Origin of the sequence: Brachybacterium sp. AOP25-B2-12 (assembly GCF_052378625.1) — a bacterium.
Taxonomy (GTDB): Bacteria; Actinomycetota; Actinomycetes; order Actinomycetales; family Dermabacteraceae; genus Brachybacterium.
The window spans coordinates 29083-41398 of the sequence record NZ_JBQSXW010000012.1 but is presented as its reverse complement, the minus strand read 5'-3'; the positions used below and the strand labels follow the sequence as shown (position 1 = coordinate 41398).

Genomic DNA, 12316 nt, shown 5'->3' with positions numbered 1-12316 from the left:
TGTCACGGGGTGCGTCAAGGCGGTGCGACGCATCGGGCCCATCGGCTACGCTGAACGGGCTGAAACAGGAGTCGACGGAGGCTCCACGACCTACACGAGAAGGTGGCCCATGGCTCTCATGCCCGAGGATCTGCAGAACAAGCGGTTCACTCCGGTGCGGTTCTCCGAAGGCTATGACATGGACGAGGTCGACAACTACCTCGACAACGACGTCATGCCCCGCCTTCAGGAGCTCATCGACGAGAACGCACGACTGAGGAGCGAGCTGGAGGAGGCGCACAACCGCGTCGCCGCACTCGAGTCGCGCCCTGCGGCCCCCGAGGCCTCCGAGCAGACCCCCGAGATCGCCTCCGCGCCGGCCTTCGAGCGGCCCGCGGACGACGACACGGTCGTCACCCCGGCCGCCTCGGCGCCGGCCGCGAGCACGGGCGACGGCGCCGATCAGTCGGCCGCCGGGATCATCGCGCTGGCCCACCGCCTGCACGACGAGCACGTCCGCAACGGCGAGAACGAGCGCGACCGCCTCATCTCCGAGGCCGACAGCGAGAGCCGTCGGATCGTCGGCGAGGCCGAGGAGAAGTCCCGCACGACCCTCGACGCCCTCGAGACCCAGAAGGCCGCCCTCGAGAAGTCGATCGACGGCCTGCGGACCTTCGAGCGCGACTACCGCAACCGTCTGCGCAACTACCTCGAGAACCAGCTGCGTGACCTCGACACGAGCGACACGCAGGACAAGCAGGCGAACTTCGGCCTGTGACCTCCGCGGACCCTTCGCCGGAGAACGCCGGACGCTCAGCGTCCGGCGTTCTCCGTGTCCGGCGCCGGGGCATCGGCCGGCCCGCCGCGATCGCGGACGTCGCCGGCATCGCCCTGCTCGCGCTCGTGGCCGATCAGGTGACCAAGGCCTGGGCCGAGGGCGCCCTGACGCTCCACGTGTCCCGTCCGGTGGTCGGTGAGCTCCTGCAGTTCCAGCTCCTGTACAACTCCGGAGCGGCCTGGGGCCTCGGTGCCGGGATCACCCCCGTCGTCACGTGCCTGCAGATCGCGATCTGCATCGGCGCGCTCGTCTTCGTCGTCCGCTCCGTGCGGTCGGCCTGGTGGGCGTGCGCCCTCGGGCTCATCGTCGGCGGCGCCCTCGGCAACATCCATGACCGCCTGCTGCGTCCGCCGGGGCCCTTCCGCGGCGAGGTCGTGGACTTCCTGCAGCTGCCCAACTGGCCCATCTTCAACATCGCCGACATGTGCGTCGTCGGCGGGGCGATCCTCATCGTCCTGCTCGGCGTGATCGGGGTCGCGACGGATCCCGGGGCCACGGACCCCGAGGCCGATCCCGAGCCGGACGTGGTCTCCCCGGAGACCCCGTGACGGACGTGCGCACGGTCCCCGTGCCCGAAGGGCTGGCCGGGGAGCGCGTCGACGTCGGCGTCGCCCGGATGTTCGGGCTCTCCCGCACCCGCGCCGCGGAGCTCGTCTCCGCCGGTGCCGTGGAGCTGGACGGCCGGGCGCCGAGCAGCCGCTCGACGCGCCTCGAGCCCGGTATGGAGCTGCGGATCGAGATCCCCGCGGACCGGCCCGCGGTGACCGTCCAGCCCCTCATCGCTCCGGGCATGCGCCTCGTGCACGAGGACGACGACATCGTGGTCGTCGACAAGCCCGTCGGCGTCGCCGCCCACCCGAGCCAGGGATGGGACGGGCCCACGGTGCTGGGACACCTCGCGGCCGCGGGTGTGCGCATTGCGCCCGTCGGACCGCCCGAGCGGCACGGGATCGTCTCGCGCCTGGACGTGGGGACCAGCGGGCTCATGGTCGTGGCACGGTCCGAGCGCGCCTACCCGGTGCTCCAGGACGCCTTCCGCACCCGCACGGTCGACAAGATCTACCAGGCGGTCTCCCAGGGGCATCTGGATCCCGCGCGCGGCACGATCGACGCCCCCATCGGTCGCTCCCCGCACCACGACTACAAGTACGCGGTGCTCAGCACCGGCAAGCCCTCGGTCACCCACTACGAGGTGCTCGAGCCCCTGCACGGCGCGGACCTCCTGCGCGTCAAGCTCGAGACAGGCCGCACCCACCAGATCCGCGTGCACACCGCAGCCCTGCACCATCCTCTCGTGGGGGACCCGTTGTACGGCGCGGACCCGCGGCTCGCCGAGCGCGTCGGGCTGGTGCGGCAATGGCTGCATGCGATGGAGCTGTCGTTCCTGCACCCCGTCAGCGGGGAGCGGGTCACCTTCACCTCCGAGCTCCCCGAGGACCTCTCCCACGCCCTCGAGGTGCTGCGCGCGGGGTGAACCTCGCGCGCGATAGCGTCGGGGGATGAGCGACGACACGCCTGACGACGCGACGCCCCGACCCGGACCCCTGGGGCGCCCGGAGTTCCCCGTGGCCCGCGTGGGCGCCCTCCTGGGCCTGTCCCCCGAGCGCGCCGAGGTCGAGCTCGCGGATCCGGGGAGCGCCCGCGAGGCCGTCCTCGCGGCGAGCCGCGCCTACCTCCGGGCCGACGACGACCGCAGAGCCGGCCGCACGCCGTCCAGCGCGATCGCCGCGCATCCGGACTTCCCGCTGGGCGTGGCCGAGGCCCTCGTCGGCGCGGGCGTCCTGTGGGGCGTGACCGAGCACGTGCCCGCGATCGCCCTGCGTGCCGCCAAGGACCACCATCTCGACGGGCGGGACGAGCTCGCGGCGAGCTTCGTGGCGCTCGTCCAGGAGACCGCGCGCCCCGGCGCCGACGACGCCGAGGCCTGGGCCGGTCAGTCCCTGCTCGTCGCGATCCTGCAGCGATCCGGGGACCCCGCGGCCGCGGACGCCCTGGCCCGGGACCTCGCCGCGCACGCCGTGCCCCTGGACCTGTGGCGGGACGACGCGGCGCACCTCCCGGACGACTCCCTGGCCTGGCACGGCGGTGCCCTGGTCGAGGGCATGCCGCCGCGCCGTGACGAACGCTCGCTGAGCGTCGAGGGCGCAGGGGAGTACCTCGAGCAGCTCATGACCCGGATGCTCCGCGACGCCGAGGCGGAGGACGACGGCGACGGGCCCCCGGCGCCGGGCGCCCCGGGTGCTCCGGGGGACCCCGGGCGCCCGAGCGCCCCCGGGACCGGGCCGAGGCCGTGACCGAGTCCTCACGGTGACCGGCGCGACGCCGGCCCGGCTCGCCTGAGCCCCCGTTCGTCGGTCCTCCTCGCTACCCTCGATCCATGGCCGCTGACGACTTCGTGCATCTCCACGTCCACACCGACTACTCGCTCCTGGACGGCGCCGCGAAGATCTCCAAACTCATCGAGGAGACCCAGCGCCAGGGTCAGAAGGCCATCGCGATCACCGATCACGGCTACCTCTTCGGCGCCTACGACTTCTACCGCACGGCCACCGCCGCGGGCATCAAGCCGATCATCGGCGTCGAGGCGTACGTGACCCCGGGCACGAGCCGCCACGACCGCACGCGTGTCCAGTGGGGCACCAAGGCCCAGCAGGACGCCGGCGACGACGTCTCGGCCCGTGGCGCCTACACCCACATGACCCTGCTGTCCCGCAGCACCGAGGGCATGCACAACCTGTTCCGCCTGGGCTCGTACGCCTCGCTCGACGGGCAGATGGGCAAGTGGCCCCGCATGGACCGCGAGCTCCTCCAGCGCTACTCCGAGGGGCTCATCGCCTCGACCGGCTGCCCCTCGGGCGAGGTGCAGACGAGGATCCGGCTGGGCCAGTGGGACGAGGCCGTCCAGGCCGCCGCGGACTACCAGGACATGTTCGGCAAGGAGCACTACTTCGTCGAGCTCATGGACCACGGCCTGCAGCTCGAGCAGCGGGTGACCAAGGACCTCATCGCGCTGGCCCGTGAGATCGGGGCACCGCTGCTGGCGACCAACGACCTCCACTACGTCACCCAGGAGGACGCCAAGATCCAGGACGCGCTCCTGTGCATCAACTCCGGCTCGACCTTCGACACCCCGGGGCGCTTCAAGTTCGACGGCTCGGGCTACTACCTCAAGTCCGCCCGGGAGATGCGCGAGCTCTTCCGCGAGTTGCCCGAGGCCTGCGACAACACCCTCAAGGTCGCGGAGATGTGCGACGTCTCCTTCACCACCACCGACGACGGCGCGAACTTCATGCCGGTCTTCCCCACCCCGCCGGGCGAGGACGAGCACTCCTGGTTCATCAAGGAGGTCGAGGAGGGGCTGCGGTTCCGCTACCCCGCGGGCATCCCCGACGCGGTGCGCAGCCGCGCCGATTACGAGGTCTCGATCATCACCCAGATGGGGTTCCCCGGGTACTTCCTGGTGGTCTCCGACTTCATCCGCTGGGCCAAGGAGAACGGGATCCGGGTGGGCCTGGGCCGTGGCTCGGGCGCAGGCTCGATGGTCGCCTACGCCATGCAGATCACCGGCATCGACCCCATCGAGCACGGCCTGCTGTTCGAGCGGTTCCTGAACCCCGACCGCGTCTCGATGCCCGACTTCGACATCGACTTCGATGATCGCCGCCGCGGGGAGGTGCTCGAGTACGTCACCCGCAAGTACGGCGACGACCGGGTGGCCCAGGTGGTCACCTACGGCGTCATGAAGACGAAGAACTCCCTGAAGGACGCCTCGCGCGTGCTCGGCTATCCCTATGCGATGGGGGACCGCCTCTCCAAGGCGCTGCCGCCGTCGGTGATGGGCAAGGACATCCCGCTCTCGGGCATCTTCGACCCCGAGAACAAGCGCTACGCCGAGGCCGGCGAGTTCCGCCGCATCCACGAGCAGGAGGCGGACGTCCGCCAGGTCTTCGAGATCGCCCAGGGCGTCGAGGGCCTGACCCGCGGCTGGGGCGTCCACGCCTGCGCGGTCATCATGTCCAGCCACACCCTGACCGACATCATCCCGATGATGCGCCGCCCCTCCGACGGCCAGGTGATCACCCAGTTCGAGTACCCCACGTGCGAGGCGCTCGGGCTGCTGAAGATGGACTTCCTGGGGCTGCGCAACCTCACCGTCATCTCCGACGCCCTGGACAACATCACCGCCAACGGCAAGGAGGCCCCGGACCTCGAGCACGCCGGCTACGAGGACCCGGCGCCCTACGCGCTGCTGCAGCGGGGTGACACCGCGGGCGTCTTCCAGTTCGACTCCGCCGGGTACCGGGAGCTCTGCCGGCAGATGAAGCCCGACAAGTTCGGGGACATCTCCGCGCTCGGCGCCCTGTACCGCCCGGGCCCGATGGGCATGAACTCCCACACGAACTACGCCCTGCGCAAGAACGGCCTGCAGGACGTCACCCCGATCCACCCCCAGCTCGAGGAGCCGCTCGCCGAGATCCTCTCGGAGACCTACGGCCTGATCGTCTATCAGGAGCAGGTCATGCAGATCGCGCAGAAGGTCGCCGGGTACTCCCTCGGCGAGGCGGACATCCTGCGCCGCGCGATGGGCAAGAAGAAGAAGGCGGAGCTGGACAAGCAGTACGTGTCCTTCCAGAAGGGCATGCAGGACAACGGGTTCGGGGCCGCCGCGATCAAGGCGCTCTGGGACACGCTGCTGCCGTTCGCGGACTACGCCTTCAACAAGTCCCACTCCGCCGCCTACGGCGTGGTCTCGTACTGGACGGCGCTGCTCAAGGCCAAGTACCCCGCCGAGTACATGGCGGCCCTGCTGACCTCCACGCAGGAGAACCGCGACCGCCTCGGGTTCTACCTCGGGGACTGCCGCCACCACGGGATCACCGTGCTGCCCCCGGACGTCAACGAGTCCGGCATGTACTTCTCGGCCGTCGGCGACGACATCCGCTTCGGGCTCTCGGCGATCCGCAACGTGGGCACCAACGTCGTCGAGGCGATCCTCGCGGCCCGGGAGGAGGAGGGGCCCTTCACCTCCTTCCGGGACTTCCTCAAGAAGGTCCCGCTGGTGGTGTGCAACAAGCGCACGATCGAGTCGCTCATCAAGGGAGGCGCCTTCGACTCCCTGGGCGAGAACCGCCGCACCCTGGTCCTGCACCACGAGGACGCGGTCGACGAGTTCGTGGGCCTCAAGCGCATGGAGAGCCAGGGCCAGTACGACCTGTTCGGCATGGGCTTCGGGGACGAGGGCGCCGGCGCCGCCGAGCCCGACGACCAGCCCTACCCCGAGGTCCCCGAGTGGGACCGCAAGGAGAAGCTGGCCTTCGAGCGCACGATGCTGGGCCTGTACGTCTCGGACCACCCCCTGCAGGGCCTCGAGCACGTCATCGCCCAGAACTCCACGACGACGATCAGCGCCCTCGCGGATCCCGGGGCCGTCGAGGACGGCGCCATGGTCCAGGTCGCGGGCCTCATCACCTCGCTGCAGCGCAAGACCACCAAGAAGGGCGACATGTGGGCGATCGCCACGGTCGAGGACCTCGAGGGCACGGTGGACTGCCTGCTGTTCCCCTCGACCTACCAGACCGTCTCCACCGAGCTGGCCGAGGACCTGGTCGTCTCGATGAAGGGTCGGATCGACACCTCCAAGGGCATGCCCGAGATGCGCGTCATGGAGATGACCATCCCGGACACCTCGTCCATCGGCGGCGACGGCCCCGTGGTGATCTCGCTGCCGGCCGTCCGCTGCAGCGAGCGCGTCGTCACCGATCTGCGCGGCGTCCTCGAGGACAACCCCGGCATGAGCGAGGTGCGGCTCAAGCTCCTCGAGCCCGGGCGCGCGACCCTCATGCGGCTGGACAACCGCCTCTCGGTCACGCCGTCGCCGGCGCTGTACGCCTCGCTCAAGGCGCTGCTGGGGCCCTCCTGCCTGCAGTGAGCCCGCAGTCCCGCAGCCGCCTAGACTCGTGAGCATGGCTCTGCTCTCCGTCACCGACCTGCGTGGTCGTACCCTCAGCCCTGCCCAGCTGCGTGAGGCGGTGCCGCGCCCCGAGCTCGACGTCGCCGGTGCGGTCGAGGCCGTCCGCCCCGTCGTCGACGACGTCCGGGAACGGGGCGCCGAGGCCGTGCTCGCCGCGGGGGAGCGGTTCGACAGGGTGCGTCCGGAGCACCTGCGGGTCCCCGCGGACGTCATCGACCGGGCGCTCCGGGACCTCGATCCCGCGATCCGCGCGGCCCTCGAGGACGCCATCGCGCGGGTCGGCAGGGTCGATGCCGCCCAGCGCCGCGAGGATGACGTCGTCGAGGTCATCCCCGGTGGCGTGGTGCGGCAGCGCTGGGTCCCCGTGCGCCGCGTGGGCCTGTACGTGCCCGGCGGGCGCGCGGTCCTGCCCAGCTCCGTCGTGATGAACGCGGTGCCGGCGCTGACCGCCGGCGTCGGGCAGATCGTGCTCGCCTCCCCGCCGCAGAAGGACCACGACGGCTACCCCCACCCCACCATCCTCGCCGCCTGCGCGCTGCTGGGCATCGACACTGTCCTCGCCGCCGGCGGCGCCCAGGCGATCGCGCTGCTGGCCTTCGGCGCCCCCGACCTCGGCGACGGGCAGCGGTTGGACCCGGTCGACCTCGTCACCGGTCCCGGCAACGTCTACGTGACCGCCGCCAAGCGCCTGGTGCGCGGGACGGTGGGCATCGACGCGGAGGCCGGCCCGACGGAGATCGCGATCCTCGCCGACGGGACGGCCACGCCCCGGTTCGTCGCCGCCGACCTCATCTCCCAGGCCGAGCACGACCCGCTGGCCGCGGCCGTCCTGGTCACCGACAGCCCCGACCTCGCCCGGGCCGTCGAGGGCGAGCTCGCGGTCCAGGTGCCGCAGGCCCTGCACGCCGAGCGGATCGGTGAGGCCCTCGCGGGACGCCAGAGCGGGATCGTGCTCGTGGACGACCTCGACCAGGGCCTGGCCGTGGTCGACGCCTACGGCGCCGAGCACCTCGAGGTCCAGACCGCCGACGCCGCGGAGGTCGCCGCCCGCGTCACCAACGCGGGGGCGGTGTTCGTCGGCTCCTTCTCCCCGGTGAGCCTGGGCGACTACGCCGCGGGCTCCAACCACGTCCTGCCCACCGGGGGCAGCTCGCGGTTCGGCGGGGGGCTCGGGGTCCAGAGCTTCCTGCGCGGCATCCACGTCGTCGAGTACGACCGTCCCGCGCTCGCGGCCTCGCGCGCGAGCGCCGAGACGCTCGCCGTCGCCGAGGACCTCCCCGCCCACGGCCGTGCCGTCGCGATCCGCTTCGAGGGCGAGGGGCCCGGCGAGGCCGCCGCGGAGGCATCTCCGCGCTGAGCGCGCGGACGGTCCCGCACCGCGCGGTCCGTCGTCAGCGGCCGGTGGTGCCCGACCCGTCCGGCACGGTTCCGTCGGGACCCGTGGGGTCGAGATCGTCGCCCGCGGGCACCGGGCCCTCGTCGTCCGCCGTCCGGCTCCCGCCATCGCGCCCCGACGCCGGGGCGCCGTCCAGCTCCTCGTCGTCGGAATCCGCGGTCCCCGGGCCGACCGCGCCCGCGTCGCCGGACCCCTCGAGGTCCGCGAGGCTCACGACCGCCCGGCGCTCGTGGCGGGTGACGAAGGAGGCCACGGCTCGCCAGCCGAGCATGAGCACGCCCAGCACGATCGCGGTCACGACGATGAACGAGGTCTCCGTGCCCTGGCCGAAGAGGGTGCGCAGGGCCATCGCCGCGACGATCGTGATCGCCCAGACGAACACGCCCTGGGGCCACACCGCGAAGGGGGCGCGCCAGGAGCGGATCGCGAGGTGCCCGACGAGCATCCCCACCGCGAACGTCCAGCCCACCCACGTGACCGTCACCGTCGTGAGCGGACTGCCGTGCTGCAGCAGGCCGATCGCCACGAAGAGGAACACCGCGAGGGCATCTGCCACCAGAGAACCGAACGCACGCATCACCGGACCAGGGTAGGCCACCGTGCCGGTGCCCGGCCGAGGCCGGTCCGCGGAGGTCGCGGGAGCGGCGCCGAGCGGTCGCACGGCCCGCCGGACGCCGTCGCCCCGACCGGGGCCCTCCCTCTACCATGGGGGTCATGCCCTCCGCCGCGTCAGACGCCCCGCTCACCATCGGACCCACGGTGCGCGACGACCTCGTCGGCCTCGAGCCGTACGGGGCCCCGCAGCTCGACGTGCCCCATCCCCTCAACGTCAACGAGAACCCGTTCCCGCCCTCGGACGCGCTCGCCGCGGACCTCGGCCGGGCCGTCGAGGCCGCCGCCCGCGGCCTCAACCGGTACCCCGATCGCGAGTTCCACGACCTCCGGGCCGATCTCGCGAAGTACCTCGTCGTCGAGTCCGGGATCCCCGCGCCGCCCGAGGACTCGATCTGGGTCGCCAACGGCTCCAACGAGATCATGCAGCAGCTGTTCCAGGCCTTCGGGGGCCCGGGCCGCAGCGCCCTGTCCTTCACCCCGCACTACTCGATGTACCCCGAGTACGCCCGCGACACGTTCACCGCGTGGGTCACCGCCGCTCGCGGTCCCGCGCCGGACTTCGCCTTGGACGCCCGGACGGTCACTGCCGCGATCGCCGCGCACCGCCCCGCGATCGTGCTGCTCACGAGCCCCAACAACCCCACCGGCACGGCGCTGGACCTCGACGTGGTGCGGGCGGCGGCCGCCGCCCAGGCCCGCCACGGCGGACTGCTGATCGTCGACGAGGCGTACGGGGAGTTCCGTCGGGACGGCGTCCCGAGCGCCCTGACGCTCCTGCCCGAGCACCCCGGGCTGGTCGTGACCCGCACCATGTCCAAGGCCTTCGCGCTGGCGGGCGCGCGGATCGGCTACCTCGTCGCGGATCCCGCGATCGTCGACGCCGTCCGCATCGTGCGCCTGCCCTACCACCTGTCGGGCATCACGCAGGCGGTCGCGCGCACCGCGCTGGCCCACGGCACCGAGCTCCTGAGCCAGGTCGCGCTGCTGCGCGACGAGCGGGACGCCCTGGCCGCCGACCTCGCGGCCCGCGGCCACGACCTGGCCCCCTCGGACGCCAACTTCATCCTGTTCCGGACGTTCACGGATCGCCAGGCGGTCTTCGAGCGCCTGCTCGAGCGCGGCGTCCTCATCCGCGTCGTCGGCCCCGAGGGCTGGCTGCGCGTCTCCGTCGGCACCCCCGACGACAACCTCGCATTCCGCCGCGCCCTCGAGGAGGCCGACCCCCGATGACGATCCAGCCCACCGACACCGACACGCTGGCGCACCGCACCGCCACGATCTGCCGCACCACCCGGGAGTCGAGCGTCGAGGTGACCCTGGACCTCGACGGCTCGGGGCGCTGCGACGTGTCGACCTCGGTGCCGTTCTTCGACCACATGCTCACGGCGCTGGGCACCCACGCGCGCTTCGACCTCACCGTGCGCGGCACCGGCGACATCGAGATCGACGTGCACCACACCGTCGAGGACACCGCGATCGTCCTCGGCGAATGCCTGCGCGAGGCGCTCGGCGACAAGGTCGGGATCTCGCGCTTCGCCGATGCCACGGTCCCCCTCGACGAGGCGCTGGCCCAGTGCGTCGTGGACGTCTCCGGCCGCCCCTACTGCGTGCAGACGGGCGAGCCCGCCGGGCAGGAGCTGCACCTCATCGGCGGGCACTTCACCGGCTCCCTGACCCGCCACGTCCTGGAGTCGATCGCCCACCACGCGGCGATCTGCCTGCACATGCGGGTGCTCGCAGGACGCGACCCCCACCACATCGTCGAGGCGCAGTTCAAGGCCCTGGCCCGTGCCCTGCGCGGCGCGTGCGCCCGGGATCCGCGCGTGACCGACGTCCCCTCGACCAAGGGAGCCCTGTGATGACCGTCCCGCCCGAGCCGCCCCGCGGTGACGAGCCCGAGGACCGTTCCGACGTGGACGCCGAGTTCGCGCGCATGATGGAGGGCCTCGACCTCGACGAGCCCGACGCCGGCACGGCGGACCCCGCCGCGGCGAGCGCCGCGGGGGCCAGCACGGAGCTGCCCGATCCCTCCGTGCACGACGCCGAGGGCACCTCCGACGATGCACCGCTGACCGTCGAGGACGTCCTGGGAGCCCCCGCCCAGGACGATGCGCCGCGGCCGGTCGCCGTGGTCGCGACCTCCGTCGCCTCCGCGAAGGCCCTCGCCGGAGCGATCCGCCTGGGATCCGAGGCCCGTGGGGAGGGGACCGGGGTGCCCGCGGGCACCCGTGTCCTGTCCACCGGCACCGGGGCGATCGCCCTCGGCGAGCTCGACGAGGCCGAGGCCCATGCGCTCGCGCTCGCCGTGAGCACCGCCCTCCAGAAGCTCGGGATCATCCTGTTCTGGCGCCGCGGCGATCGCATGACCGCGACCCGCTACCGCCAGGGAGCGCGCGGCGACGACGTGGCGCCGGCGATCGTGTTGGGCGGCGTCGACGAGTCCATCGAGCAGCTGCTGCTCGGCGCCGTCGAGGCGTCGGACCTGGGCGAGGGCATCGACCCGAGCACCGTCTCACGGATGCAGGCGCTGCGCTGGATCGCGACCGGCAGGCGGCGCGGATGACCGGCGCCCCCCGCGTCGTGGTCCTCGACCACGGCAGCGGCAACGTCCGCTCCGCGGTCCGCGCCCTCGAGGCCGCCGGCGCGGACGTCGAGCTCACGGTCCAGACGACCGCCGCGCTGGAGGCCGACGGACTCGTGGTGCCGGGCGTCGGCGCCTTCGCCGCCACCATCGAGCAGATCCGCGCCGTCGACGGCCCCCGCATCATCGAACGCCGCCTCGCCGGCGGGCTGCCCGTGCTGGGCATCTGCGTCGGCCTGCAGGTGATGTTCGACCGCGGCACCGAGCACGGGGTCTCCAGCACGGGGCTGGGGCAGTGGCCGGGGGAGATCACGCGCTTGCAGGCCGAGGTGGTCCCGCACATGGGGTGGAACACGGTCCAGACCGCGGACGGATCGCGCCTGTTCGAGGGCATCGAGGACGAGCGCTTCTACTTCGTCCACTCCTACGGCGCGCGCACCTGGGAGCTCGAGGACCATCCGACGCTCGTGCCGCCCCAGGTCAGCTGGTCCGTCCACGGCGGGGACCGCTTCATCGCGGCCGTCGAGAACGGCCCGCTGACCGCGACGCAGTTCCACCCGGAGAAGTCCGGGGCCGCCGGCACCCGACTGCTGCGCAACTGGCTGGCGACCCTGCCCGTGCGTCCCGCCCCGGGGAGGACCCCGTGAGCCTCCTCCTGCCGTACCTCATGCTCGCCGCCGGCGGGATCCTGCTCGGTGGCACCTGGTCGTTCTTCCGCCAGAAGAAGCCTCTCTGGACGGTCATCGTCCTCGCCGTGCTCGCCGTGCTCTGCATCGCCGTGGCCCTGTGGCGGATCAACCAGGGCTGACCGTCCGCACCGTTCCGTCCGCCCCGTCGTCCCGCCCGCTCCGTCCCGACCGCCCCCTCCAGACTGCGTCGTCGCGTTCGCGCAGGCCCCCGCAGGGCGTGCCCCGTGATCCACCCGTCCGTCCGCCC

General features: G+C 72.5%; 12 protein-coding genes. 11 read left to right on the top strand and 1 reads right to left on the bottom strand.

The window, feature by feature from the left end; all coding sequences use genetic code 11:
- The first annotated feature begins 109 nt into the window (after positions 1-109).
- From ACT3TZ_RS10105 to hisD, 6 genes are all read left to right on the top strand, one after another.
- Positions 110-757, top strand: a complete 648-nt coding sequence (locus ACT3TZ_RS10105; protein WP_444583288.1) for a DivIVA domain-containing protein — start codon at positions 110-112, stop codon at positions 755-757.
- Entirely contained in the window at positions 754-1365 is a 612-nt protein-coding gene (gene lspA, locus ACT3TZ_RS10100) for a signal peptidase II (RefSeq protein ID WP_444583287.1), read from the top strand. Before ACT3TZ_RS10105 ends, lspA begins: the two co-directional genes overlap by 4 nt.
- The gene (locus ACT3TZ_RS10095; protein ID WP_444583286.1) at positions 1362-2291 is read left to right on the top strand and encodes an RluA family pseudouridine synthase; all 930 of its coding nucleotides are present in this window, start codon (positions 1362-1364) and stop codon (positions 2289-2291) included. Before lspA ends, ACT3TZ_RS10095 begins: the two co-directional genes overlap by 4 nt.
- Before the next feature lie 25 nt (positions 2292-2316).
- Positions 2317-3111: a hypothetical protein gene (locus ACT3TZ_RS10090; RefSeq protein ID WP_444583285.1), complete on the top strand. Its 795-nt coding sequence runs from the start codon at positions 2317-2319 to the stop codon at positions 3109-3111.
- A gap of 83 nt (positions 3112-3194) precedes the next feature.
- A complete protein-coding gene (dnaE, locus tag ACT3TZ_RS10085; protein WP_444583284.1) occupies positions 3195-6746 on the top strand; it encodes a DNA polymerase III subunit alpha in 3552 nt (1183 codons plus the stop codon).
- 34 nt (positions 6747-6780) lie between these two features.
- Positions 6781-8145, top strand: a complete 1365-nt coding sequence (gene hisD, locus ACT3TZ_RS10080) for a histidinol dehydrogenase (RefSeq protein WP_444583283.1) — start codon at positions 6781-6783, stop codon at positions 8143-8145.
- 34 nt (positions 8146-8179) lie between these two features.
- On the opposite strand, the gene ACT3TZ_RS10075 is transcribed toward hisD, so the two are convergent.
- Positions 8180-8761, bottom strand: coding sequence for a DUF3054 domain-containing protein (locus tag ACT3TZ_RS10075; RefSeq protein WP_444583351.1), 582 nt, complete (start codon positions 8759-8761; stop codon positions 8180-8182).
- Between the two features lie 128 nt (positions 8762-8889).
- On the opposite strand from ACT3TZ_RS10075, the gene ACT3TZ_RS10070 reads away from it, so the two are divergent.
- Genes ACT3TZ_RS10070 through ACT3TZ_RS10050 form a run of 5 tightly spaced genes read left to right on the top strand, consistent with a single transcriptional unit; the run spans position 8890 to position 12188 of the window.
- Positions 8890-10029 (top strand): histidinol-phosphate transaminase, encoded by a 1140-nt coding sequence (locus tag ACT3TZ_RS10070; RefSeq protein WP_444583282.1) that lies wholly within the window; start codon positions 8890-8892, stop codon positions 10027-10029.
- Positions 10026-10658, top strand: coding sequence for an imidazoleglycerol-phosphate dehydratase HisB (hisB, locus tag ACT3TZ_RS10065; protein WP_444583281.1), 633 nt, complete (start codon positions 10026-10028; stop codon positions 10656-10658). The genes ACT3TZ_RS10070 and hisB overlap by 4 nt, the downstream gene beginning before the upstream one ends.
- Positions 10658-11362, top strand: coding sequence for a hypothetical protein (locus ACT3TZ_RS10060; RefSeq protein ID WP_444583280.1), 705 nt, complete (start codon positions 10658-10660; stop codon positions 11360-11362). The genes hisB and ACT3TZ_RS10060 overlap by 1 nt, the downstream gene beginning before the upstream one ends.
- Positions 11359-12027, top strand: coding sequence for an imidazole glycerol phosphate synthase subunit HisH (hisH, locus tag ACT3TZ_RS10055; protein ID WP_444583279.1), 669 nt, complete (start codon positions 11359-11361; stop codon positions 12025-12027). The genes ACT3TZ_RS10060 and hisH overlap by 4 nt, the downstream gene beginning before the upstream one ends.
- Positions 12024-12188, top strand: coding sequence for a hypothetical protein (locus ACT3TZ_RS10050; protein WP_444583278.1), 165 nt, complete (start codon positions 12024-12026; stop codon positions 12186-12188). Before hisH ends, ACT3TZ_RS10050 begins: the two co-directional genes overlap by 4 nt.
- Positions 12189-12316 lie beyond the last annotated feature (128 nt).